The following is a 24,647-nucleotide window of genomic DNA, read 5'->3' on the forward strand; positions in this document are numbered from 1 at the left end:
CCTGCTGCACCTGCCGCCGCGCCAGCGGTGACGCCAGCCCCGGCTGCAACTGATCCCAAGACCGTGAAAAAACCTGTACCCGCCGCAGCCAAGCCGCCAGCCGCTGCGCCGGCCACTACTCGGGAGAGGGAATAATGGCGGGCACTCATTCGCGAAACGGCTGGATTGTCTGGCTGACGTTTGCCATCGGCCTGTTGCTCAGCGTTTCGCCGTTGCCGCAGTTCATGGAAATCCTGCGCCCGTTGTGGTTGGCCCTGTTGCTGGCATTCTGGGCCCTGGCCTTGCCGCACAAGGTGGGCATGGTCACCGCCTGGTGCCTGGGCTTGATGGAAGACGTGCTGTACGGCACCTTGCTGGGCCAGAATGCATTGATTCTGACCCTCATCACCTTTTTGGTATTGTCGCTGGCGCAACGGTTGCGTACGTTCCCGATGTGGCAGCAAAGCCTGGTGATCCTAGTCATATTTGGCCTGGCTCAACTGGCTCAACTATGGCTGAGTGCCTTGACCGGCAATCGCCAGCCCACGCTGGCGTTGGTATTGCCAGCGCTGGTCAGTGCGCTGTTGTGGCCATGGGTGAGCTACGGGCTGCGCGGTTTGCGCCGACGTTTCAAAATCAATTGACTGGATCGCGAGCCATTTCCTGGTTTGTGTACGTAGACAGGGAGATGTCTTGATGACTCCGCTTTTTCTGGCCTCTGGCTCACCGCGCCGCCGCGAGTTACTGACTCAAATCGGCGTGCCGTTCCAGGTGGTCAGCGCCTCCATAGACGAAACTCCCCTCCCTGACGAATGCCCTGCGGCCTATGTCGAGCGCCTGGCGCGAGCAAAGGCCCGTGCGGGGCGCGAGCACCTGCTCGGGGCCTCGGTAAGCGCTCCATTCTGTGTATTGGGCGCCGACACCGCCGTTGTACTGGATGATCAGATTCTCGGCAAACCGGTCGACGAGGCCGATGCCTTGTCTATGCTCATGGCGTTGTCTGGCCGGGAGCATGAAGTCTTGACGGCCATTGCCATTCTGGCGGCCGAGCGTTGCGAAACCCGTGTGGTGCGCAGCCGGGTCAGTTTCAGAACCATCAGCCAGCAAGAAGCCGCCCAATATTGGGCCAGCGGAGAGCCTCAGGACAAAGCCGGTGGTTACGCCATTCAAGGGTTGGCCGCGGTCTTTGTCGCGGGCCTTAATGGCAGTTATTCCGGTGTTGTGGGTTTGCCCGTGTGCGAAACCGCAGAACTGCTTGGGCAATTCGGCATACCCTGTTGGCAAACCTTATCGAGCGCTGAATAACGCGCCTTACATGACTTGGCACTAATGCTATGACGCCTGAACGAGACCCAGCCATGAGTGAAGAGATTCTGATCAACATCACGCCGATGGAATCGCGCGTGGCCGTGGTAGAGAACGGTGTTCTGCAAGAGGTGCATGTCGAGCGTACCCAGCGCCGTGGCATTGTTGGCAACATTTACAAGGGCAAGGTGGTGCGGGTATTGCCCGGCATGCAGGCCGCCTTTGTCGACATCGGGCTGGACCGTGCCGCCTTTATTCACGCATCTGAAATTTCACTGCGTGAAGGTCAGGCCGTTGAGAGCATCAGCGCGCTGGTGCACGAAGGTCAAAGCCTGGTGGTGCAGGTCACCAAAGACCCGATTGCGTCAAAAGGCGCACGCCTGACCACGCAGTTGTCGATTCCTTCGCGCTACCTGGTGTACATGCCGCGCACCGCCCATGTCGGCATTTCGCTGAAGATCGAAGACGAAGCCGAACGTGAGCGCCTCAAGCAGGTGGTCAGTGATTGCGTGGCGCAAGAAGGCATCAAGGAAGCAGGTGGTTTTATTTTGCGCACGGCCGCCGAGGGTGCCGGGGCGGATGAGATCCTGATGGACATTCGCTACTTGCGTCGCCTGTGGGACCAAATTGGTCTGCAGATCAAAACGGCGGGCGCACCGAGCGTTATCTATGAAGACTTGGGCCTGGCGCTGCGCACCTTGCGTGACCTGGTCAGCCCCAAGATCGAAAAAATTCGCATCGACTCGAGAGAAACCTTCCAGAAGACCACTCAGTTTGTGGCTGAACTGATGCCGGAGATCGCCGACCGCCTTGAGCATTACCCCGGCGAGCGGCCGATTTTTGACCTGTATGGCGTAGAGGACGAAATTCAGAAGGCGCTGGACCGCAAGGTGCCGCTCAAGTCGGGCGGTTATCTGGTAGTCGACCCGGCTGAAGCCATGACCACCATCGACGTCAACACCGGCGCGTTCGTGGGCCATCGCAACCTTGAAGAAACCATCTTCAAGACCAACCTCGAAGCGGCAACGGCCATCGCCCGGCAACTGCGCCTGCGTAACCTGGGCGGCATCATCATCATTGACTTCATCGACATGGAAGATGAAGAGCACCAGCGCCAGGTGCTGCGCACCCTCGAAAAACAGCTGGAGCGCGATCACGCCAAGACCAACATCATCGGTATCACCGAGTTGGGGCTGGTACAGATGACCCGCAAGCGCACCCGCGAAAGCCTTGAGCAAGTGCTCTGCGAACCCTGCGTGTGCTGCCAGGGGCGCGGCAAGCTGAAAACCCCTGAAACCATTTGCTACGAAATCTTCCGCGAAATTCTCCGTGAAGCCCGCGCGTACCAAGCCGTTGGCTATCGTGTATTAGCCAACCAGCGTGTTGTTGACCGTTTGCTGGACGAAGAGTCGGGCAACGTCGCTGAGCTGGAAGGATTTATCGGGCGTACCATCCGTTTTCAGGTAGAAACTCAGTACTCCCAGGAACAATACGACGTGGTACTGCTCTGAAGTATCTGAACGCGTATCCGCATGACAGGGGGCTGGGCGCAGCCCCCTCGACCATCACTGAAGGGGCCACCTGACATGGAGCGTCTGACACGCTTTTTTGCCGCGCTGACCCGCTGGGGATTAGGTCTATGTGCGTTGGTTCTGGTGCTCACGGCGCTCTACGTCAGCTTGGGTCGTGAGCTGACGCCTCTGATTGCCGAATACCGCGCAGAAATCCAGACCAAGGCCCGTGATGCTTTGGGCATGCCGTTGACCATTGGCAGCCTTGAAGGCAGCTGGAAGGGCATGGCGCCGGTACTGCTGGCGCACGACGTGATGGTCGGCGAGGGCACTAGTGCCCTGCGGCTGGACAACGTGAAGGTAGTGCCCGATGTCTGGGCCAGCCTGCTCAATCGCGATGTGCGGCTTGCCAGCGTGCAACTGGGCGGCCTGCAACTGAGTGCCCGTCAGGACAAAGATGGCCATTGGGCGCTGGAAGGGCTGCCTGTGCAGGATGATCAGCCGCTGGACCCCGAGCAACTGCTGAATCAATTGCAGCGGGTGGCGCGGGTATCGGTCCTCGACAGCCAGGTGACCCTCGAATCCTTCAATCATGCGCCGATGACCCTGACTTATGTCGGGCTGACGCTGGACGTGGGGGCTTCTGACCAGCGTCTGGATGCGCGTTTGACCCTGCCCGACGGCCAGCCGCTGGCGCTGAGCCTCAAGACCCAGATCCAGGCCAGCCGCTGGCGCGACGGTGCCGCTCAGGCCTATTTGAGCTTGCCGCAGAGTGACTGGGCCAAATGGCTGCCGGCCAGCCTGATCCAGCCGTGGAAAGTCTCTGAATTAAAAGCCGGTGGCGAGTTCTGGTTCAACTGGGGCCATGGCACCGTGCAAAGCGCGGTGGCACGCCTCAATGCGCCCAAACTGAGCGGTGCCTATGCCGATCGCAAAGCCGAAACCCTCGACAACCTGGCGCTGCATGCCTGGGTAGAGCGTGGCAAACAGGGGTTCACGGTTACCCTTGATTCACTGGCAATGAACATCGCTGACAAGCGCTGGGAAACCCGCCTGCAGCTGCAACAGTTCGCCGCCACTGAGGGCGAGCAGGAACGTTGGCATTTACAGGCCGATCATCTGGACCTGACGCCGATCACTCCATTAATGGATTCGTTGGCGCCGGTGCCAGAAGCCGTTGCCAAGGTGATTGACCAACTGAGCGTCACCGGCACCTTGCGCAACGTTCTGGCTGACTACCGGCCGAATGCGACCGACGATCAAAAAATCAGCTTCGCCGCCAACTTGCAGCAAGTTGGTTTCAATGCCACCCACGGGGCACCGGCGGCGCGTAACGTCAGCGGGCTGATCAGTGGTGACCTGGGCAAGGGCGAACTGCGCCTCGACAGCAAAGATTTTGTCCTGCACCTGGACCCGATTTTCGACAAGCCCTGGCAGTACCTGCAAGCCAATGCCTTGCTCAAGTGGACGCTGGATAAAAACAGCTTCACCTTGATCGCGCCTTACATCAAGGTGCTGGGCGAAGAGGGCAAAATTGCCGCTGACTTCCTGATCCGCATCCACATGGACCACTCTCAGGAAGACTACATGGACCTGCGCGTCGGGCTGACCGATGGCGATGGTCGATTCACCCCCAAATACCTGCCGGCCGTCTTGAGCCCGGCGCTGTCCGAGTGGTTGAGCACGGCGATATTAAAAGGCTCGGTGGAAGAGGGCTTTTTCCAGTATCAAGGCTCACTGGACCACGATGCCGTGGACGCGGCGCGCAACATCAGCCTGTTCTTCAAGGTCCATGGCGCTGAATTGGCGTTCCAGCCCGGCTGGCCACATGTGCGCGATGTTTCCGGTGACGTGTTTATCGAAGACAGCGGTGTGCGGATCATGGCCAGCAAAGGCCTGTTGCTCGACACCAAAGTGCGCAACGTCGCGGTCAATATCCCTCACGTCCACGCTGGCAAAGTCTCTCACTTGTTTTTGGACGGTGACTTCGACGGCGGTTTGGGCGATGGCCTGAAAATCTTGCAAGAAGCGCCGATTGGCACTGAATCAACCTTTGCCGGCTGGCAAGGCGAGGGCTCGCTCAAGGGCCGCGTTGATCTCGACATCCCGCTGGAGCATGGCGAAGAGCCGAAAGTCGTGGTGGATTTCAACACCGACAAGGCCCGCCTGAAAATCAGTGATCCAGAACTTGAACTGACCCAACTCAAGGGCGACTTCCGCTTCGACAGCGCCAAGGGCCTGAGCGGCAAAGCCATCAGCGGCCGCGCATTCGACCAGCCGATCAAGGCGCAAATCTTTGCCGAGGGCAAGTCGGGCAAGCTGAGTACCCGCGTGGTGGCAAGCGGTCAGGTCGGGGTTAAAAAACTGACCGACTGGCTCAAGTTCAATCAGCCGATCCCGGTGTCCGGGATGCTGCCTTATCAGTTGCAACTGACCCTGGACGATGCCGACAGCCAGTTGCGGGTCAGTTCGTCTCTCAAAGGGGCGACTATCGATTTGCCAGCACCGTTTGGCCTGGCCGCCAATGAAAGCCGCGACGCGGTGTTTCGCATGACCTTGCAAGGGGCTGAGCGGCGTTACTGGTTTGACTACGGTGATTTGGCGAACCTGACCTTTGCCGCCCCCAATGGCAAGTTTGAAGACGGTCGGGGTGAGTTGTTCCTGGGGTATGGCGACCCGGTGTTGCCGGTGACCAAAGGCTTGCGCATTCGCGGTGTGTTGTCAGAACTGGACGTTGCCCCGTGGCAGGCACTGGCCGAGCGCTATGCGGGCAAAGACCCGGGCGGCAGCGCCAAACAACTGCTTAGCAGTGCCGACTTCAAAGTGAATAAGCTCATCGCCTTCGGCACTCAGCTTGATCAGGTGCGGCTGCAAATGAAGCGCAGCGGGGCGGCCTGGGACCTTAACATCAACAGCAAACAGGCGACGGGCGCTGTCACGTTGCCGGATGCGAAGAACGCGCCGATCAAAGTGACGATGCAAACCATCCGCCTCCCGGCGCCAGACCCTAAAGCGGTCAGCGACCCCAATGCGCCGGACCCTTTGGCGTCGGTCGATCCGCGCAAGATCCCGGCACTCGACATCATCATTCGCCAGCTCTATCAGGGCGCTGATTTGCTCGGCGCCTGGTCGCTCAACATCAGGCCGACCACACGCGGGATTAACCTCACTAACCTGAGTCTGGGCCTTAAGGGCTTGCTGCTCGAAGGCTCGGGCGGCTGGGAAGGCGTGGCCGGGGCCAGCAACAGCTGGTACCGGGGCCGTATTGGCGGTGGCAACCTGGCTAACGTCCTGCAGGGCTGGGGTTTTGCTCCAAGCGTGACCAGTGAGGACTTCAAAGTCGATATCGATGGCCGCTGGCCGGGCTCGCCGGCCTGGATTGGCCTGAACCGGTTCTCTGGTACCCTCGATGCCACCTTGAATAAAGGCCGCTTTGTTGAGGTCGACGGCAGCACACAGGTGGTGCGCATTTTTGGCCTGCTGAACTTCAACGCTATCGGCCGGCGTCTGCGCCTGGATTTCTCGGACTTGTTCAGCAAAGGGCTGAGCTACGACCGTGTCAAAGGCTTCCTGACCGCCAACAACGGCGTATACCGCACCACCTCGCCGATCCTCATGACCGGCCCGTCGACTAACCTTGAACTCAGTGGCACTTTGAACATGGTCTCTGATCAGGTGAATGCGAAACTGCTAGTGACCCTGCCTGTGACCAACAACCTGCCGCTTGCGGCCTTGTTGGTCGGCGGTCCGGCAGCGGGGGGGGCGATGTTCCTGCTCAATAAGCTGATCGGTGATCAAGTGTCGCGTTTCGCCAGCGTGCAATACAGCATTCAAGGCCCATGGAACGACCCGAAAATTACCTTCGACAAGCCATTTGAGAAAAACTAGGAGTAGCATGACAACGGCAGTGCCGGTGGAGGTTCTGTCTACACAGTCCATCAAGGGGGCGTGATGTCGTTTGCAGTGATTCAAATGGTTAGCCAGAGCGATGTGCTGGCCAACCTGGCTCAGGCCCGGCGCTTGCTTGAAGACGCGGCGCAACGCGGTGCACAGCTCGCGGTGCTGCCGGAAAACTTCGCTGCCATGGGCCGTCGCGATATCGCTGATGTGGGGCGCGCCGAGGCATTGGGCGAAGGTCCAATCCTGCCATGGTTGAAACAGACCGCACGCGACCTCAAGTTATGGATAGTGGCGGGCACTTTGCCGCTGCCGCCAGCGGGTCAGCCAGACGCCAAGGTCAATGCCTGTTCATTGTTGATCAACGCCGACGGTGAGCAAGCCGCGCGGTACGACAAGCTGCATTTGTTTGATGTGGATGTGTCTGACAGCCGGGGTCGTTACCGCGAGTCGGATGATTACGCGCCCGGTGAGCGTGTGGTGGTGGCCGATACGCCGGTGGGCAAATTGGGCCTGACCGTGTGCTACGACCTGCGTTTTCCGGAGTTGTACAGCGAATTGCGCGCTGCCGGGGCTGAGCTGATCACCGCGCCTTCGGCTTTTACCGCCGTGACCGGTGCTGCACATTGGGACATTCTGATTCGGGCACGGGCCATTGAAACTCAATGTTATGTACTGGCCGCCGCTCAAGGTGGTGTTCACCCCGGCCCGCGTGAAACCTACGGGCATGCGGCGATCATCGACCCGTGGGGCCGGGTGTTGGCGGAACAGGCACAAGGCGAGGGCGTATTGCTGGCCGCGCGCGATGCTGACGAACAAGCCGCCATCAGGGCGCGCATGCCGGTGGTGAACCACCGGCGGTTTTTTTCGCAGGGCGCACAGCGACCTGCACAGCAGGACTAATTTTCAGGCCCGTGGGTTCAGTGCATCCATGATGCTGAAGCAGGGGCCAAGACGGAGTGAATATGAGCGAGTTGTTGACCTCAGTCAGCGAACACCTGTTGGCACCGGGCGGTGTCACCCTCGACAGCCTGCAAGGCGTATTGGGTGACTTGGCCGGGCCGGGCATTGATGCAGCAGATTTGTATTTTCAGGGGCAGATTTCCGAATCCTGGGCGCTGGAAGACGGCATCGTCAAAGAAGGCAGCTTCAACCTCGATCAGGGCGTCGGTGTGCGTGCCCAGTCAGGTGAGAAAACCGGTTTTGCCTACAGCAATGCCATCACCCTGGAAGCGCTGGGGCTGGCTGCGCGGGCTGCGCGTTCCATCTCCCGTGCCGGGCAAAACGGCACCGTGCAAGCCTTTACAACCCAGGACGTGGCGCAACTGTACGCCCCGGATAACCCCCTGGAAGTCATCACCCGCGCCGAAAAAGTTGAGTTGCTCAAGCGCGTCGATGCGGCCACCCGTGCTCTGGACCCACGCATCCAGCAAGTGACCGTGAGCATGGCCGGGGTGTGGGAGCGCATTCTGGTGGCCTCCACCGACGGCGGCCTGGCAGCCGATGTGCGCCCGCTGGTGCGTTTCAATGTCAGTGTGATCGTCGAACAAAATGGCCGTCGCGAGCGCGGTGGCCATGGTGGCGGTGGCCGTACCGACTACCGCTACTTCCTGACCGACGACCGCGCCATGGGCTACGCCCGTGAGGCGCTGCGCCAGGCGCTGGTCAACCTCGAAGCCGTGCCGGCCCCTGCGGGCACCATGCCGGTGGTTTTGGGCTCCGGCTGGTCGGGCGTGTTGCTACACGAAGCGGTAGGGCACGGCCTTGAAGGCGATTTCAACCGCAAAGGCAGCTCGGCCTACAGCGGCCGCATGGGCGAAATGGTTGCTTCCAAACTGTGCACCATCGTCGATGACGGCACCCTGGCCGGTCGCCGTGGCTCGTTGAGCGTCGATGACGAAGGCACCCCGACCGAGTGCACGACGCTGATTGAAAACGGCGTGCTCAAGGGCTACATGCAAGACAAGCTCAATGCGCGCCTGATGGGCGTCGCACGCACCGGTAACGGCCGTCGCGAATCCTATGCGCACTTGCCCATGCCGCGCATGACCAACACCTACATGTTGGGTGGCGAAAGTGATCCGGCCGAAATCATCGCGTCGGTGAAAAAGGGCATTTACTGCGCCAATCTGGGCGGTGGTCAGGTCGACATCACCAGCGGCAAGTTTGTATTTTCCACCAGCGAGGCTTACCTGATCGAAGACGGCAAAATCACTCGCCCAGTCAAAGGCGCGACCCTGATTGGCAACGGGCCGGAAGCGATGAGCAAGGTGTCGATGGTCGGTAACGACCTGTCGCTGGACAGCGGCGTCGGAACCTGTGGCAAGGATGGGCAGTCGGTACCGGTCGGTGTCGGGCAGCCAACCCTGAAAATTGATGCGATTACCGTAGGCGGTACGGGCGGTTGATGGGGAGCGGGTGGGTTGCAGGGCAACCCACCCACGTACGAGATTTAACGCAGACCGCGTTGCGTCTCGTCCAACCCACGAATGTACTTGAACAATTTGCGGCTTGAGGCCGGTGCCTTGTTATGAGCCAGTTCGTGTTTGGCCTGACGGATGACCGAGCGCATTTGCTGGCGGTCAGCCTCAGGGAACTCGACAACAAATTTTTCCAGTACAGCGTCGTCGCCTTCGAGCAGGCGATCACGCCAGCGCTCGAGGTTGTGGAAACGCTCGTTGTATTGGCGAGAAGAGGCATCGACTTGATCGATCAAAGCAAGAATTTCGTCGATCGGTTGATCGCGCATCAGCTTGCCGATGAACATCAGATGGCGCTTGCGCGCAATATGAGCCGTGTGTTTTGGAGCATCTGCCAGAGCCTTACGCATAGCGTCAGTCAAAGGCATTTTGTTCAGCAAATCAGGCTTGAGCGTTGTAAGGCGCTCGCCCAGATCAACCAGAGCGTGCAGCTCTTTTTTGACCTGTGTTTTGCTTTTTTCGCCGTCGAAGGCGTCGTCGTAAGAATCAACCATGGTGGCAGTCCGCAAAGAAACGCCGCCATGATAACCAGTCGGAGGCCGCTTGTCCGGCCTGGTCGCTCGGCGGCCCTACCGAAAACAGAATTTGAGTGGAGAAAACCATGAGTGCAGTACAAAGCGTCGGCCCGCAGGCCTTGCCGGCACTGCAACAGCAGGTCGAGCAAATCATCGCCGAAGCCAAGCGCCAGGGCGCCAGCGCCTGCGAAGTCGCGGTGTCGCTGGAGCAGGGCCTGTCGACCTCTGTACGCCAGCGCGAAGTCGAAACCGTTGAGTTCAATCGCGATCAGGGTTTTGGCATCACGCTCTATGTGGGACAGCGTAAAGGCTCGGCCAGCACCTCGGCCAGCGGCCCGGATGCTATCCGCGAAACCGTCGCGGCCGCTTTGGCAATTGCCAAGCACACCTCCGAAGACGAAAGCTCGGGCCTGGCCGACGCCAGCCTGATGGCCCGCGACCTGAAAGATTTTGATGTGTTCCACACTTGGGACATCACCCCGGAACAAGCCATCGAAAAGGCCTTGGCCTGCGAAGCTGCGGCTTTTGACGCTGACAGCCGCATCAAAAACGCCGACGGCACCACCCTCAGCACTCATCAGGGCTGCCGGGTGTATGGCAACAGCAATGGCTTTATCGGTGGTTCAGCGTCTACCCGGCACAGCTTGAGCTGCGTGATGATCGCCAAAGGCGACGGGCAAATGCAGCGTGACTACTGGTATGACGTGAACTGCCAGGGCGAGTTGCTGATGGACGCCGTCAGCATCGGCCAGCGCGCCGCAGAACGCGCCGCTCGCCGCCTGGGTTCGCGCCCGGTGCCGACCTGCGAAGTCCCGGTATTGTTCTCGGCTGAACTGGCCGGTGGCTTGTTCGGCAGCTTTTTGGGCGCGATTTCGGGGGGCAACCTGTACCGTAAATCGTCGTTCTTGCTGGATGCGTTGGGGCAGCAGATTTTCCCTGAATGGCTGACCTTGGACGAGCGTCCGCATCTGGTCCGTGCCATGGGCAGTTCCTCCTTCGATAACGACGGCCTGGCGACTTACGCCAAACCGTTTATCAAGGATGGCGAGTTGGTGTCCTACATCCTCAGCACCTATTCCGGCCGCAAACTGGGCCTGCCCAGCACCGCCAACGCGGGTGGCGTGCACAACCTGTTCGTGACCCACGGTGACGAAGACCAGGCGGCCCTGATCCGCCGCATGGGCCGGGGGTTGCTGGTGACTGAACTGATGGGCAGCGGCCTGAACATGGTCACGGGCGACTACTCCCGTGGCGCAGCGGGTTTCTGGGTTGAGAACGGTGAAATCCAGTTCCCGGTTCAAGAAGTGACCATCGCGGGCAACATGCGCGACATGTTCAAACAGATCGTTGCCGTGGGTAACGACTTGGAACTGCGCAGCAACATCCGCACCGGCTCGGTGCTGATCGAACGAATGACCGTCGCGGGCAGCTAAACCTTCCCGTTTGTAATCAAGGCGTATCACCTTCACGGGTGATACGCCTTTTTTTCGACCCAACCTTTGTAGGAGCGAGCTTGCCTCGCGATCTTTTAAACGATCAAGAGATCGCGAGACAAAGGTGTGTCTAACGCAGGCTTGTTTTGATAATCAATATCGCTTAATAATGAATCTCATTATCGAGCGAGCCTAGGTCATGAGTTCAGCCTTGCATGAAGGCCCTTATCTGGAAAGCTGGCGCTGGATGAGCCGCCAGATCCGTTGCGGCCTGGCGCCCGACGAGCCGCGCCTGATTGAGCACTATCTGGCCGAAGGCCGATACCTGGCCGGTTGCACGACGACTTCTCCCTGGATGATTTCTGCTACCGCGTTCCGGCTCTTGCTGGACACCGCCGCTGATACGGCCCTGCCGTGGCACTGGCGCAACCTGTGCCTGGACCATGCATGGCGCCCGCTGCGCGACATGGAAACTCAAGCCCTGTGTAACTGCCGCCTCAAGCGCTGGCAAAGCTTTGCCTGGCAATTGGCGACCTGCGAACTCGAACCTTCAATTTCTTTAACAGAACTGCTGCAAGGATTTCCTGATGAGTAATACGCGTATCGAACGGGACAGCATGGGTGAATTGCACGTGCCTGAGGCCGCGCTGTATGGCGCGCAAACACAGCGTGCGGTAGACAACTTCCCGATCAGCCATCAACGCATGCCCGCACAATTCATTCGTGCACTGATTCTGGCCAAGGCCGCTGCCGCCAAGGCCAACGTTGAACTCAAGCAAATCAGCGAAGCGCAGGGCAATGCCATTGTCGAAGCCACGCAGATCCTGCTGTCCGGCGATTTTATGGAGCACTTCCCGGTGGATATTTTCCAGACCGGTTCGGGCACCAGTTCCAACATGAACGCCAACGAAGTCATCGCCACGCTGGCGACCCGCGTGCTGGGCGAAGTGGTCAACCCCAACGATCACGTCAACTGTGGGCAAAGCAGCAACGACATTATCCCGACCACCATTCACGTCAGCGCTGCGCTGGGCTTGCACGAAGAACTGCTGCCGGCTCTCAAGCATCTGGTCGAGGTGATTGAGCATAAAGCCGAGCAGGTTCACGTCTACGTAAAAACCGGGCGTACCCACCTGATGGACGCCATGCCGGTGCGCATGAGCCAGGTGCTCAATGGTTGGGCGCAACAGCTCAAGGCCAATATCGAGCACCTGCACAACCTGCAACCGGCCCTGCAGTCGCTGGCCCAGGGCGGCACGGCGGTGGGCACGGGGATCAACGCGCACCCGCAATTCGCTGCGCTGTTCAGCCAGCAACTCAGTGCGCTGACCCACGTGCAATTCACGCCGGGCAAAGACCTGTTTGCCTTGATTGGTTCGCAGGACACCGCAGTGTCTGTTTCGGGCCAGCTTAAAGCGACCGCTGTATCGCTGATGAAAATCGCCAACGACCTGCGCTGGATGAACTCGGGCCCGCTGGCAGGCTTGGGTGAAATTGAACTGCAAGGCTTGCAGCCGGGCTCGTCGATCATGCCGGGCAAGGTCAACCCGGTGATCCCGGAAGCCACCGCCATGGTCGCCGCCCAGGTGATCGGCAATGACACGGTGATCACCATCGCCGGGCAGTCAGGCAACTTTGAGCTCAACGTGATGCTGCCGGTGATTGCACACAACCTGTTGAGCAGCATCGAGCTGTTGGCCAACTCCAGCCGCTTGCTGGCCGACAAAGCCATTGCCACCTTCAAGGTCAATGAAGCCAAGCTCAAGGAAGCGCTGTCGCGCAACCCGATCCTGGTCACGGCGCTGAACCCGATCATCGGCTATCAAAAGGCGGCCGAAATTGCCAAGACCGCCTACCAGCAGGGGCGCCCGGTGATTGATGTGGCCCTTGAGTACACCGATCTGCCGCGCAGCCAGCTTGAAGTCTTGCTCAACCCCGAGAAATTGACCGCCGGCGGCGTTTAACCCCACGCCCCCCACACTGCTTTGGAGGTTCACATGGAGCACTGGAAACGCACGATCGAAAGAGCCAACCGCTGTTTCGCTGAGGGCGAGCTGGTCGATGCCCGAGAACATTACTTGCAGGCGCTGGCACTGGCACAAGTGCTGTTTGAGCGCTGGAGTGATGCCGACGAAGCAGTGGCGGCCTGTGTCATTTCCCACCACAACCTGGCGGATTTGCATTTGCGCCTTAACCAGCCGGAGGAGAGCGTTGAGTACCTGTGCGCGATTCACCAGCGGTTACTGCAAACCATGCAGAACCCCCGCCTGGCGCCTGCGCTGCGTGAAGCCGCGCTGCGTCAGAGCAGCAAAACCTACGTTGAGCTTTTGAACTTTATCAGCGATCACGGCGAATACCCGCGTTCCGAGCTGTTGCTCAAAAGCCCTGTGGTTCAGTCAAGTCACGAATTCTCAACCGTCAGCGGCCATCACTCAGGAGCACATTGATATGACTTACACCTTGCCTGCCTTGCCTTACGCCTACGACGCGCTTGAGCCGCATATTGATGCGCAAACCATGGAAATTCACTACACCAAGCACCACCAGACCTACATCAACAACCTCAATGCTGCGGTTGACGGCACGGAGTGGGCAAAATGGCCTGTTGAAAAACTGGTCGCCAGCGTCCAGGAACTGCCTGAAAACCTGCGTGCAGCGGTAATCAACCAGGGCGGCGGGCATGCTAACCACTCACTGTTCTGGGAAGTCATGAGCCCAACCGGCGGCGGCACCCCAAAGGGCGCATTGGCCAAAGCCATTGATGAACAGTTGGGTGGGCTGGAGACGTTCAAGGAAAACTTCACCAAAGCGGCGCTGACCCGTTTCGGCAGCGGCTGGGCCTGGCTCAGCGTGACCCCCGAGAAAAAACTGGTCATTGAAAGCAGTGGTAACCAGGACAGCCCGCTGATGAACGGCAACACCCCGATTCTGGGGCTGGATGTTTGGGAGCACGCTTACTACCTGCGTTATCAGAACCGCCGCCCGGAATACATTAATGCATTTTACAACGTGATTAACTGGCCCGAAGTCGAGCGACGCTATGCAGCTGCGATTGCCTAAGCCGACCAAGAAGGATTCAGGCAGATTATGGGCACGCAAATATTAGCGGTGGGTGGCGTGCGGATGTTCCGCTATGCGCTGGGCACGCTCTTGCTGTTGGCGGGCACGGCCTTGCTGGTGGCCAAGGGGTTGGTCTGGCTGGATCTTGAACCCAGGTTGTTGCGGGCTCTGCAAGGCGGTGCGCTGTGTGCGCTGGGCACCGCCTTGGGTGCCGTGCCGGTATTGGTTATCCGCAAAATGCCGGTTGCGGTGAGCGACACCTTGCTGGGTTTTGGGGCGGGGGTCATGTTGGCGGCCACGGCATTTTCGTTGATTGTGCCGGGCATTACGGCGGCGCAAAATCTTGGGCTGTCGTCGTGGGGCGCCAGCGGCCTGGTCAGTGCGGGTATTTTGCTGGGGGCATTTTTTCTGTTTCTGGTCGACCTCAAGGTCTCCGGGGCTGCCCCTGAAATGATCATCAGCAAGCCCGGCGAGCCCGTGATTGCGCCGCGCATCTGGCTGTTCGTGATTGCCATCATTGCGCACAACATCCCGGAAGGGATGGCGGTCGGGGTGTCAGCGGGCGGCGGCATGCCAGATGCTGACAGCCTGGCCATGGGCATTGCCTTGCAGGACGTCCCGGAGGGCCTGGTGATCGCGCTGGTACTGGCGGGTGCAGGCATGTCGCGGGTCAAGGCGTTCTTGATCGGTGCGGCCTCCGGCCTGGTTGAGCCGGTTTTTGCGCTGCTGTGTGCCTGGCTGGTCAACCTGGCCGAAGTGTTATTGCCGTTTGGACTGGCGTTGGCGGCGGGTGCGATGTTGTTGGTGGTCACTCAAGAAGTGATCCCCGAATCGCGGCGCAACGGTCACGAAAAGCTCGCAAGCCTGGGCTTGTGCATCGGCTTTTGCCTGATGATGGTGATGGACACCGCACTGGGCTAACGCCCGCATTGATGCCCTAAAAACCCGTAGGAGCGAGCTTGCCTCGTGATCTTTTAAGATCAAAAGATCGCGAGGCAAGCTCGCTCCTACCGTTACGCCGGGCTGCTCTTCACTCACCCTCATCGAAGTAGTTGTTGATGAGCTTGACCAGTGCGTCGAGCGCTTCCTGTTCCTGCTCGCCTTCCGTCTTCAAATGGATCTTGGTGCCTTTGCCGGCAGCGAGCATCATCATGGCCATGATGCTCTTGCCGTCGACCATGGATTCAGGGGTGCGACCCGCTCTTACCTGACACGGAAACTTCCCGGCGACGCCGACGAATTTTGCTGATGCCCGAGCGTGCAAGCCCAGTTTGTTGATGATTTCGATTTCCAGAGCAGGCATCGCAGGGTGGGTCCTTTCAGGTCAGGTCGCGGTGGCGAACCTGGACGTTCTTAAGAGTTTCTTGCAGGCATTTGCCAAGCCGTTCGGTCAGATACACCGATCGGTGATGGCCGCCTGTGCAGCCGATAGCAATGGTCACATAAGCACGATTGCTGGCGGCAAAGCGGGGTAGCCATTTAAGCAGGTAGCTGGAGATGTCCTGAAACATCTCTTCAACATCCGGCTGTGCAGCGAGGTAATCCGCCACGGGTTGATCCAGGCCTGATTGCTCGCGCAGTTCCGGTTTCCAGTACGGGTTGGGCAGGCAGCGCACGTCAAACACCAAGTCAGCGTCTACCGGCATGCCGCGCTTGAAGCCAAACGATTCAATCAGGAACGCTGTGCCCGGTTCGGGCTTGTTCAGCAGGCGCAACTTGATCGTATCGCGCAACTGATACAGGTTCAGATTGGTGGTGTTGACGGTCAGGTCGGCGAGGTCGGCAATCGGCCCGAGCAAGTGGGTTTCATCGCGAATGGCCTCTGCCAGCGAGCGGCTCTCACTGCTCAGCGGGTGCCGACGACGGGTTTCAGAGAAGCGCTTGAGCAGGGTTTCTTCATCGGCATCCAGATACAGGACATCGCACTGGATATGCCGGTTGCGCACTTCCTCAAGCAATTGCGGAAAGCGCGACAGGTGGCTCGGCAGGTTACGCGCATCAATGGAGACGGCGACCAGCGGTTGCGGTAATTCTGTGTGGATCAGTGCGCGTTCCGCCAGCTCAGGCAGCAAGCCGGCCGGCAGGTTGTCGATGCAATAAAAACCGTTGTCTTCGAGGACCGCGAGGGCTGTACTTTTTCCGGAGCCGGAGCGTCCGCTGACAATGACTAAGCGCATGATTAATGACCGTTCTGTACGTCCAGAACAACCTGATACAACGCTTCGTTGCTGGGTGCGTTGCGCAATCTGTCACGCACGTCTTTGCGGTCGAGCATGCTGGCGATCTGCCGGAGCAGTTCCAGGTGCGCATCGGTAGCCGCTTGTGGCACCAGCAAAACGAACAAAAGGTCGACCGGTGCGCCATCGATGGCGTCGAAATCTATGGGGGCGTCCAGGTGCAGCAAGGCGCTGATGGGCGACTCGCAGCCAGCCAGACGGCAATGAGGTATTGCGATGCCGTTACCAAAACCGGTGGAACCCAGTTTTTCACGGGCGATCAGCGCCTCAAACACTTTTTGCGCGTCCAGATCAGGTACTTCCCGGCTGATCAGGTTGGCAACTTGTTCGAGTGCGCGCTTTTTACTGCCGCCCGGCGCGTTCACCAAGGAACGGCCGGGGGTCAGGATATTTTCAAGTCGAATCATGGTGATGGAGTATTAGCGACCCGTTGCGCCCTGGAGCTGCCTTTGGGTCTTTTCCTTATGCTTTATCAGTTGGCGATCAAGCTTCTCGTAGAGGCTGTCGATAGCGGCGTACATGTCTTCATTGACCGCATTGGCGACAACTTCTCCACCGGGAATATTGAGAGTGGCTTCGATTTTATGTTGATGCTTTTCAACAGAGAGGATCACCTGCACGTTGGTGATTTTGTCGTAGTGCTGTTCCAGGCGTTTGAGTTTGTCATCGATCGATTCGCGCAGCGCTGGGGTGACGTCCAGATGTTGTCCACTGATGTTGACTTGCATACAGTTTCTCCTTCTGTTGCCATTGCATAAAGTGACAGGCCGAAGCGCCTGCCACTGAAACGCTGTGACCCGTACTTACATCAAACGCTTGCGTTCGCTCGAAGGCGCAATCCCAAGGGATTCGCGGTACTTGGCGACGGTCCGACGGGCCACCTGAATACCTTGTGCCTCCAGTAAACCAGCGATCTTGCTGTCACTCAACGGCTTTTTCTGATTTTCAGCGGCGACCAGTTTTTTGATGATCGCGCGGATCGCGGTGGACGAGCATTCACCGCCTTCCGAGGTGCTGACGTGGCTGGAAAAAAAGTACTTCAATTCATAAATACCGCGCGGGGTATGCATGAATTTTTGTGTGGTGACGCGCGAAATCGTTGATTCGTGCATGCCGACCGCTTCTGCGATGTCATGCAGTACCAGCGGCTTCATGGCCTCATCGCCATATTCCAGAAAGCCACGCTGATGCTCGACGATTTGGGTCGCTACTTTCATCAGCGTTTCATTGCGGCTCTGCAGGCTTTTGATAAACCAGCGGGCTTCTTGCAACTGGTTGCGCATGAAGGTGTTGTCGGCGCTGGTATCGGCACGGCGTACGAAGCCTGCGTATTGCGGGTTGACCCGCAGGCGTGGCACCGATTCTTGGTTCAGCTCGACGAGCCAGCGGTCGTTGTCCTTGCGAACGATGACGTCAGGAACCACGTATTCCGCTTCGCTGGACTCGATTTGCGAACCTGGACGCGGGTTGAGGCTTTGCACCAGTTCAATGACCTGGCGCAGCTCGTCTTCTTTGAGCTTCATGCGCCGCATCAGCTGGCTGTAGTCACGCGCGCCGAGCAAGTCGATGTAGTCGGTGACCAGGCGCTTGGCTTCGTTGATCCAGGGCGTCTTGGCGGGCAACTGGCGCAGTTGCAGCAGCAAGCACTCGCCCAGGTTGCGGGCGCCAATGCCGGCTGGCTCAAATTGTTGGATGCGGTGCAGGACGGCTTCGATCTCGTCGAGTTCGATATCGAGTTCTGGATCAAAGGCTTCCAGAATCTCTTCGAGTGTTTCGTCGAGGTAACCCTGGTTGTTGATGCAGTCGATGAGTGTCACGGCGATCAGGCGATCGGTGTCCGACATCGGTGCCAGGTTCAATTGCCACAACAGATGGCTTTGCAAGCTCTCACCGGCCGAGGTGCGCGTGGTGAAGTCCCACTCGTCATCATCGCTGCTGGGCAGGCTGCTGGCGCTGGTCTGGTAGATGTCTTCCCAGGCCGTGTCGACCGGCAGTTCGTTGGGGATGCGCTCGCTCCAGTCGCCGTCTTCCAGGTTGTCCACGGTAGGGGCGGACTCTTGCTGGTAGGAAGGCTCCTGAATATCGCTGCTGGGTTTTTGCTCGATGTTGTCGGCCAGAGGGTCCGAGTTGTCGAAGTCGTCGCCTTCTTCCTGGCGTTCGAGCATCGGGTTGGATTCCAGGGCCTCCTGGATTTCCTGTTGAAGGTCCAGGGTCGACAGTTGGAGCAAACGGATGGCCTGTTGCAGCTGAGGCGTCATCGTCAGCTGCTGGCCCATTCTCAAGACTAGCGATGGTTTCATGGCAGGGGCTTAACACCTTATTCGCCGGCGCGCATGGCGCCATCCACTACAGGGCGCGTGAGCGCCAAACTTAAGCAAATTATATGCCTGAAAGCGGGGCGTTTGCCTAGGGGGCATTTTTAATAAGTTTGTGCTAGGGGGGGATCTGCGGGAGGGCGCCACTTGAAGGATTTGGCAGCATGGGCGGTTGCCTGATGCTTCAAATGGCGCTCAGGGTGCAGCTTTAGAGGCGGAACTCGTGACCCAGATACACTTCTCGCACCAACTTGTTGGCGAGAATTGTTTCAGCATCGCCTTCGGCGATCAATTGACCGTCGTTGACGATGTAGGCTGTTTCGCAAATGTCGAGCGTTTCACGGACGTTGTGGTCGGTGATCAGCACGCCAATGCCTTTGGCCTTAAGGTGGTGAATGATTTGCTTGATATCGCCCACCGAGATGGGGTCAACGCCTGCAAAAGGTTCATCGAGCAGGATGAACTTGGGATTGGTCGCCAGGGCGCGGGCGATTTCTACACGGCGACGCTCACCGCCGGACAAACTCATGCCGAGGTTGTCACGGATGTGATTGATATGGAACTCCTGCAGCAGGCTTTCCAGTTCTTTACGGCGACCAGCCTTGTCGAGCTCTTTGCGTGTCTCAAGAATCGCCATGATGTTGTCGGCGACCGACAGCTTGCGGAAGATCGACGCTTCTTGCGGCAAGTAGCCGATACCGGCGCGTGCGCGACCGTGCATGGGCTGGTGGCTGACGTCCAGGTCGTCAATCAGCACGCGGCCCTGATCGGCTTGTACCAGGCCGACGATCATGTAGAAACAGGTGGTTTTGCCCGCGCCGTTAGGCCCGAGCAAGCCGACGATCTGCCCGCTGTCGATCGACAGGCTGACATCGCGTACCACTTGGCGACTCTTGTAGCTTTTAGCCAGATGCTGGGCTTTCAGGGTTGCCATTACTGGGCCTTCTGCTGGTCGGTTTTACTCTTTGGCTGGATCACCATGTCAATGCGCGGACGAGGCGCAGTGACGTTCGTGCCATTGGCCCGGCCAGCATTGGCGACTTGCTTCACGGTGTCGTAGACGATCTTCTCGCCTTCGGTCGTGTTGCCTTCGTTGATGACTTTAGCCTTGTCGATCAGCACGATGCGGTTTTGCGGCGCGTGATATTGAATCGTCACGGCGTACGCCTGAACCGGTTTCGGATCACCGACTTTTTGCAGTTGTTCGAAATACGCCAGGTTGCCGACCGAGGTCACCACGTCAATATCGCCCGCTGCGGTGCGGGTAAGGGTGACGGTGTTACCGGTAATTTTCATGGACCCTTGGGTGATGATCACATCGCCCTTGTAAGTCGCAACGCCTTGCTTGTCATCCAGTTGGGCTTCGTCGGCCTGGATACGGATAGGCTGCTTGTTGTCATCCGGCAGAGCCCAGGCGCTCGCGCTTCCCAGTGCTGCGCTCAGGCTGAGCAATAAAGGGAGGGTTTTAACGAGACTCATACTGTCCTCTTACGTTGGACAGCAGGTCCATCCTGCCGTCTTTCAAATATGCTTTCATTCCCTTACCAGTCGTCACACCACCGGCGCCGTCGATTCTAACGTCTCGGTCGGTCTGCGCATATTCCTTCTGTGGGAATACAGTCATGCGGGTCGTGGTAATAATCGTAGTGCGGTTTTTCTCGTCGGTGCGTGCAACGCGCACAGAATCGATGAGTTCGACCTGGGTACCGTCAGGGTTAACTTCGCCGCGCTCGCTCTGAACGTGCCACGGGAAGGGCGTACCGCGGAAAATTTGCATGTCTGGCTTGGTCATTAATGTGACTTCAGAAGCCTGCAAATGTTCGACCTTGTCTGATGTCAGCTCATATTGCAGTTTGCCGTCGGGCAAGAACTGCAGGCTGTGAGCATTGATTGCGTAATAGTCGATAGCGGTGTCATCGACAGGCGCAACAGGCTTGTCGAGAAAACGCTCCGGGCTGATATTCCAGTAGCCAACGGCCGCAAATAGCGCGGCAATGACTGCGAATAACAGAATGTTGCGAATCTTTTTACTCTGCATAAAACGCTCTATAAGTAGGCGGCGAGGGCTGCATCAAGGCGCCCTTGAGCGCGCAGGATCAGTTCGCAAAATTCGCGGGCGGCACCTTCGCCACCGCGTGCCTGGGTAGTGCCGTGGGCGTGCTCGCGAACAAAACCGGCAGCGTTGGCCACCGCCATGCCCAGGCCGACCCGGCGTATGACGGGCAGGTCGGGCAGGTCGTCGCCCAAGTAGGCAACCTGTTCATAGCTTAGGCCGAGTTGGCCGAGAAGCTCGTCCAATACCACCAATTTATCTTCGCGCCCCTGATAGAGGTGCGGGATGCCCAGGTTTTGTGCGCGCCGTTCAACGACCGGAGTCTTGCGACCACTGATGATTGCGGTCTGCACACCGCCGGCCATCAACATCTTGATGCCTTGGCCGTCCAGGGTATTGAAGGTCTTGAATTCGCTGCCGTCTTCGAGGAAGTACAGGCGACCGTCGGTCAGTACGCCATCGACGTCAAAGACAGCAAGTTTGATGTGTTTGCCACGCTCAAGCAGATCGCTGGTCATTACATTACTCCTGCGCGCAGCAAGTCGTGCATGTTCAAGGCGCCCACCGGGCGGTCATCCTTGTCGACCACCACCAGCGCGCTGATCTTGTGGTCTTCCATGATTTTCAGGGCTTCGGCGGCCAGCATGTCGGCCTTGGCCGTTTTGCCGTGCGGCGTCATGACCGAGTCGATGGTTGCATTGCGAATATCGATTTCGCGGTCCAGGGTGCGGCGCAAGTCGCCGTCAGTGAAGATCCCGGCCAGTCGCCCGTCTTCTTCAACGATAACGGTCATGCCAAGGCCTTTACGGGTCATTTCCATCAAGGCGTCTTTAAGCAAGGTGCCGCGGACCACGTTTGGCAGTTCATCGCCGGAGTGCATCACGTTGTCGACTTTCAGCAGCAGGCGGCGGCCCAGGGCGCCACCCGGGTGCGAGAAGGCAAAGTCTTCTGCGGTAAAGCCGCGTGCTTCGAGCAACGCCACGGCCAGGGCGTCGCCCATGACCAGGGCTGCGGTGGTCGAGGAGGTCGGCGCCAGGTTCAGTGGGCAGGCTTCGTGGGCAACATGAACGTTAAGGTTCACCTCGGCGGCTTTGGCCAGCGTCGAGTTCGGGTTGCCGGTCACGCTTATCAGTTTGATGCCCAGGCGTTTGATCAGTGGCAGCAGGGTCACGATTTCGGCCGTTGTGCCGGAGTTCGACAAGGCCAGAATGATGTCATCGCTGGTGATCATGCCCATGTCGCCATGGCTGGCTTCTGCGGGATGAACAAAAAAAGCCGTGGTGCCGGTGCTGGCCAGGGTGGCGGCAATTTTATTGCCGACATGCCCGGATTTGCCCATGCCGACCACGACAACCCGGCCTTTACTTGCCAGAATCATCTCGCAAGCGCGTACAAAATCAGCGTCGATATGAGCCAGCAAGCCTTCGACGGCTTCCAGTTCAAGACGGATAGTACGGTGGGCAGATTGAATCAGGTCGCTGGATTGGCTCATGTTTGAAGTCGGGTAGCCTGAGAAAAGGCGACGATTATAGCGGTTATGCGCAATTCCCTCACGCTTGATCGTGATGCTTTGTTGCACCAGGTTACAAGTCAGTGTCAGGACTGCGGCTAATTTGGCATTTATTAGCTGTCTGGAACCTGTGAGGGCACTCCTTCGGTCTTGGGCGGTCTGTATCAGCAGTGCTATAGTTCGCCGCCAGTTCGGCCCGCTCAGGAGCGCGAGCTTCTTAATAAGAAGCATGGTGCCCGGGTGAGAGGCAGAAGCTGCATCGCAAGGAGTTTAGATGAGCGCCGATAACGCCTACGCGGTCGAGCTGAAGGGAGTGTCCTTCAAGCGCGGTTCGCGCAGCATCTTCAATAATGTCGATATTCGAATTCCGCGTGGCAAGGTCACGGGAATCATGGGCCCGTCCGGCTGCGGCAAGACTACCCTGTTACGTTTGATGGGCATGCAATTGCGTCCCAGCAGCGGCGAAGTGTGGGTCAATGGCCAGAATCTGCCGACCCTGTCACGCAGCGACCTGTTCGATGCGCGCAAGCACATGGGCGTGTTGTTCCAGAGTGGCGCGTTGTTCACCGACCTGGACGTGTTCGAAAACGTAGCGTTCCCGCTGCGGGTTCACACCCAGCTGCCAGAAGACATGATCCGCGACATCGTGCTGCTTAAATTGCAGGCTGTGGGGCTGCGCGGGGCCATCGATCTGATGCCCGATGAGCTGTCGGGCGGCATGAAGCGTCGAGTAGCCCTGGCGCGGGCGATTGCCATGGATCCGCAGATCCTGATGTATGACGAACCTTTTGTTGGCCAGGACCCGATTGCCATGGGGGTTCTGGTGCGGCTGATCCGTCTGCTCAACGACGCGTTGGGCATCACCAGCATCGTGGTGTCCCACGACCTGGCAGAGACGGCGAGTATTTCTGACTATCTCTATGTCGTTGGCGATGGCCAGGTGCTGGGGCAGGGCACGCCAGAAGAGCTGATGAATGCGGATAACCCGCGCATTCGTCAATTCATGAACGGCGATCCGGACGGCCCGGTCCCGTTCCATTTTCCGGCGTCGGACTACCGAACCGATCTTCTGGGGAAGCGTTAATGCCCAAAAAATCAATGATTGACCGAATCGGGTTATTCGGCAGAGCCGGGATCGACATGGTCTCGGTGCTGGGCCGTTCGACCATCTTCCTGTTTCACGCATTGCTGGGGCGTGGCGGCATTGGCGGCGGGTTTGGGCTGTTGCTCAAACAACTGCATTCTGTGGGCGTCATGTCGCTGGTCATCATCGTGGTGTCCGGTATTTTTATCGGCATGGTGCTGGCGCTGCAGGGCTTCAGTATCTTGTCCAGCTACGGCTCCGAGCAGGCGGTAGGGCAAATGGTTGCCTTGACCCTGCTGCGTGAATTGGGGCCGGTGGTGACTGCCTTGCTGTTCGCCGGGCGTGCCGGGTCGGCGCTGACCGCCGAAATCGGCAACATGAAATCAACCGAACAGTTGTCCAGCCTGGAAATGATCGGTGTTGACCCGCTCAAATACATCATTGCGCCACGCTTGTGGGCCGGGTTCATTTCCCTGCCGGTGCTGGCGATGATTTTCAGCGTGGTCGGGATCTGGGGCGGTTCGTGGGTGGCAGTCGACTGGCTGGGTGTCTACGACGGTTCCTACTGGGCCAACATGCAGAACAGTGTGACCTTCAGTGGTGACGTGATTAACGGGATCATCAAAAGCATCGTGTTTGCTTTTGTAGTGACCTGGATTGCTGTGTTTCAAGGTTATGACTGCGAGCCCACATCAGAGGGGATCAGCCGTGCCACTACCAAAACCGTGGTGTATGCCTCTCTGGCAGTCCTCGGGTTGGACTTCATTTTGACTGCCTTGATGTTTGGAGATTTCTGATGCAAAACCGCACCATGGAAATCGGTGTCGGCCTGTTCCTGCTGGCTGGCATCCTGGCTTTACTGTTACTTGCCCTGCGAGTCAGTGGGCTGTCGCCGACTGCCAGCACGGACACCTACAAACTCTATGCCTACTTTGACAACATCGCAGGTCTCACGGTGCGCGCCAAAGTCACCATGGCAGGCGTCACCATCGGCAAGGTCACGGCAATTGATCTGGATCGTGACAACTTCACGGCACGCGTCACCCTGCAAGTGGAAAAGGATGTGAATAACCTGCCGACGGACTCGACGGCGTCTATCCTCACAGCCGGGCTGTTGGGCGAGAAGTACATCGGTATCAGCGTGGGCGGGGATGACGTTGTGCTCAAGGATGGCGGCACCATTCACGACACGCAATCGTCGCTGGTCCTCGAAGACCTGATCGGCAAGTTCCTCATGAACACCGTTAGCAAAGAAGCCAAATAAGGAG

At 58.6% G+C, this 24,647-nt stretch carries 26 protein-coding genes; 15 read left to right on the plus strand and 11 right to left on the minus strand.

Features of this window, described 5'->3' with window-relative positions; genetic code table 11:
* Positions 1-134 precede the first annotated feature (134 nt).
* The 6 genes from mreD (at position 135) to tldD (ending at position 9,100) form a co-directional block, all read left to right on the plus strand.
* Positions 135-623 (plus strand): rod shape-determining protein MreD, encoded by a 489-nt coding sequence (gene mreD, locus GHO25_RS19885; RefSeq protein WP_048368384.1) that lies wholly within the window; start codon positions 135-137, stop codon positions 621-623.
* Positions 624-675: 52 nt separating this feature from the next.
* Positions 676-1,284, plus strand: coding sequence for a nucleoside triphosphate pyrophosphatase (locus GHO25_RS19890; RefSeq protein WP_048368383.1), 609 nt, complete (start codon positions 676-678; stop codon positions 1,282-1,284).
* Positions 1,285-1,337: 53 nt separating this feature from the next.
* Entirely contained in the window at positions 1,338-2,795 is a 1,458-nt protein-coding gene (gene rng, locus GHO25_RS19895) for a ribonuclease G (RefSeq protein ID WP_048368382.1), read from the plus strand.
* A 75-nt stretch (positions 2,796-2,870) separates the two neighbouring features.
* On the plus strand, positions 2,871-6,683 hold the full coding sequence (locus GHO25_RS19900) for a YhdP family protein (protein WP_153391930.1): 3,813 nt from the start codon (positions 2,871-2,873) through the stop codon (positions 6,681-6,683).
* Positions 6,684-6,746: 63 nt separating this feature from the next.
* Positions 6,747-7,595 carry a carbon-nitrogen hydrolase family protein gene (locus tag GHO25_RS19905; protein ID WP_153391932.1) on the plus strand — a complete coding sequence of 283 codons (849 nt, stop codon included), beginning with the start codon at positions 6,747-6,749 and terminating at the stop codon, positions 7,593-7,595.
* 62 nt (positions 7,596-7,657) lie between these two features.
* Positions 7,658-9,100 (plus strand): metalloprotease TldD, encoded by a 1,443-nt coding sequence (tldD, locus tag GHO25_RS19910; RefSeq protein WP_048368379.1) that lies wholly within the window; start codon positions 7,658-7,660, stop codon positions 9,098-9,100.
* Between the two features lie 44 nt (positions 9,101-9,144).
* On the opposite strand, the gene yjgA is transcribed toward tldD, so the two are convergent.
* Positions 9,145-9,666 carry a ribosome biogenesis factor YjgA gene (gene yjgA, locus GHO25_RS19915; RefSeq protein WP_048368378.1) on the minus strand — a complete coding sequence of 174 codons (522 nt, stop codon included), beginning with the start codon at positions 9,664-9,666 and terminating at the stop codon, positions 9,145-9,147.
* Positions 9,667-9,773: 107 nt separating this feature from the next.
* Here yjgA and pmbA point away from each other — a divergent pair, with 107 nt between their 5' ends.
* The 6 genes from pmbA to GHO25_RS19945 all read left to right on the plus strand — a co-directional run bounded on the left by pmbA (position 9,774) and on the right by GHO25_RS19945 (position 15,101).
* Positions 9,774-11,120 carry a metalloprotease PmbA gene (gene pmbA / locus GHO25_RS19920; protein ID WP_153391934.1) on the plus strand — a complete coding sequence of 449 codons (1,347 nt, stop codon included), beginning with the start codon at positions 9,774-9,776 and terminating at the stop codon, positions 11,118-11,120.
* Positions 11,121-11,319: 199 nt separating this feature from the next.
* Positions 11,320-11,715, plus strand: coding sequence for a FagA protein (locus GHO25_RS19925; protein ID WP_153391936.1), 396 nt, complete (start codon positions 11,320-11,322; stop codon positions 11,713-11,715).
* Positions 11,708-13,084, plus strand: a complete 1,377-nt coding sequence (locus tag GHO25_RS19930) for an aspartate ammonia-lyase (protein ID WP_153391938.1) — start codon at positions 11,708-11,710, stop codon at positions 13,082-13,084. Before GHO25_RS19925 ends, GHO25_RS19930 begins: the two co-directional genes overlap by 8 nt.
* 33 nt (positions 13,085-13,117) lie before the next feature.
* Positions 13,118-13,567 carry a hypothetical protein gene (locus GHO25_RS19935; RefSeq protein ID WP_153391940.1) on the plus strand — a complete coding sequence of 150 codons (450 nt, stop codon included), beginning with the start codon at positions 13,118-13,120 and terminating at the stop codon, positions 13,565-13,567.
* 1 nt (position 13,568) lies between these two features.
* Positions 13,569-14,180: a superoxide dismutase gene (locus GHO25_RS19940; protein WP_153391942.1), complete on the plus strand. Its 612-nt coding sequence runs from the start codon at positions 13,569-13,571 to the stop codon at positions 14,178-14,180.
* A gap of 27 nt (positions 14,181-14,207) precedes the next feature.
* Positions 14,208-15,101 carry a ZIP family metal transporter gene (locus GHO25_RS19945; RefSeq protein ID WP_153331367.1) on the plus strand — a complete coding sequence of 298 codons (894 nt, stop codon included), beginning with the start codon at positions 14,208-14,210 and terminating at the stop codon, positions 15,099-15,101.
* 109 nt (positions 15,102-15,210) lie between these two features.
* On the opposite strand, the gene GHO25_RS19950 is transcribed toward GHO25_RS19945, so the two are convergent.
* From GHO25_RS19950 to GHO25_RS19995, 10 genes are all read right to left on the minus strand, one after another.
* Complete coding sequence (locus tag GHO25_RS19950) at positions 15,211-15,483, minus strand: HPr family phosphocarrier protein (protein WP_048368368.1); 273 nt, start codon at positions 15,481-15,483, stop codon at positions 15,211-15,213.
* Between the two features lie 16 nt (positions 15,484-15,499).
* Positions 15,500-16,357, minus strand: a complete 858-nt coding sequence (rapZ, locus tag GHO25_RS19955) for an RNase adapter RapZ (protein WP_048368367.1) — start codon at positions 16,355-16,357, stop codon at positions 15,500-15,502.
* A 2-nt stretch (positions 16,358-16,359) separates the two neighbouring features.
* Positions 16,360-16,824, minus strand: a complete 465-nt coding sequence (gene ptsN / locus GHO25_RS19960) for a PTS IIA-like nitrogen regulatory protein PtsN (RefSeq protein WP_048368365.1) — start codon at positions 16,822-16,824, stop codon at positions 16,360-16,362.
* A 12-nt stretch (positions 16,825-16,836) separates the two neighbouring features.
* Positions 16,837-17,145, minus strand: a complete 309-nt coding sequence (gene hpf / locus GHO25_RS19965) for a ribosome hibernation-promoting factor, HPF/YfiA family (RefSeq protein ID WP_048368364.1) — start codon at positions 17,143-17,145, stop codon at positions 16,837-16,839.
* 75 nt (positions 17,146-17,220) lie between these two features.
* A complete protein-coding gene (locus GHO25_RS19970) occupies positions 17,221-18,717 on the minus strand; it encodes an RNA polymerase factor sigma-54 (protein WP_048368362.1) in 1,497 nt (498 codons plus the stop codon).
* A gap of 223 nt (positions 18,718-18,940) precedes the next feature.
* The gene (gene lptB / locus GHO25_RS19975) at positions 18,941-19,666 is read right to left on the minus strand and encodes an LPS export ABC transporter ATP-binding protein (protein ID WP_048368360.1); all 726 of its coding nucleotides are present in this window, start codon (positions 19,664-19,666) and stop codon (positions 18,941-18,943) included.
* Positions 19,666-20,211, minus strand: a complete 546-nt coding sequence (lptA, locus tag GHO25_RS19980; protein ID WP_048368358.1) for a lipopolysaccharide transport periplasmic protein LptA — start codon at positions 20,209-20,211, stop codon at positions 19,666-19,668. The genes lptB and lptA overlap by 1 nt, the downstream gene beginning before the upstream one ends.
* Complete coding sequence (gene lptC / locus GHO25_RS19985) at positions 20,198-20,770, minus strand: LPS export ABC transporter periplasmic protein LptC (RefSeq protein ID WP_048368356.1); 573 nt, start codon at positions 20,768-20,770, stop codon at positions 20,198-20,200. The genes lptA and lptC overlap by 14 nt, the downstream gene beginning before the upstream one ends.
* An 8-nt stretch (positions 20,771-20,778) precedes the next feature.
* Positions 20,779-21,303, minus strand: a complete 525-nt coding sequence (locus GHO25_RS19990; RefSeq protein ID WP_048390280.1) for an HAD family hydrolase — start codon at positions 21,301-21,303, stop codon at positions 20,779-20,781.
* Positions 21,303-22,277 carry a KpsF/GutQ family sugar-phosphate isomerase gene (locus tag GHO25_RS19995; protein ID WP_048368351.1) on the minus strand — a complete coding sequence of 325 codons (975 nt, stop codon included), beginning with the start codon at positions 22,275-22,277 and terminating at the stop codon, positions 21,303-21,305. The genes GHO25_RS19990 and GHO25_RS19995 overlap by 1 nt, the downstream gene beginning before the upstream one ends.
* A 292-nt stretch (positions 22,278-22,569) precedes the next feature.
* On the opposite strand from GHO25_RS19995, the gene GHO25_RS20000 reads away from it, so the two are divergent.
* From GHO25_RS20000 to mlaD, 3 genes are read left to right on the plus strand one after another with little or no spacing between them, the layout of a single operon-like run.
* Positions 22,570-23,379, plus strand: coding sequence for an ATP-binding cassette domain-containing protein (locus GHO25_RS20000; RefSeq protein WP_048368349.1), 810 nt, complete (start codon positions 22,570-22,572; stop codon positions 23,377-23,379).
* Complete coding sequence (gene mlaE / locus GHO25_RS20005) at positions 23,379-24,176, plus strand: lipid asymmetry maintenance ABC transporter permease subunit MlaE (RefSeq protein ID WP_048368347.1); 798 nt, start codon at positions 23,379-23,381, stop codon at positions 24,174-24,176. The genes GHO25_RS20000 and mlaE overlap by 1 nt, the downstream gene beginning before the upstream one ends.
* Entirely contained in the window at positions 24,176-24,643 is a 468-nt protein-coding gene (gene mlaD / locus GHO25_RS20010; protein ID WP_048368345.1) for an outer membrane lipid asymmetry maintenance protein MlaD, read from the plus strand. Before mlaE ends, mlaD begins: the two co-directional genes overlap by 1 nt.
* The last annotated feature ends 4 nt before the right edge of the window (positions 24,644-24,647 follow it).

This window comes from Pseudomonas sp. FSL R10-1350 (assembly GCF_009600525.1).
GTDB classification, from domain to species: Bacteria; Pseudomonadota; Gammaproteobacteria; order Pseudomonadales; family Pseudomonadaceae; genus Aquipseudomonas; species Aquipseudomonas helleri.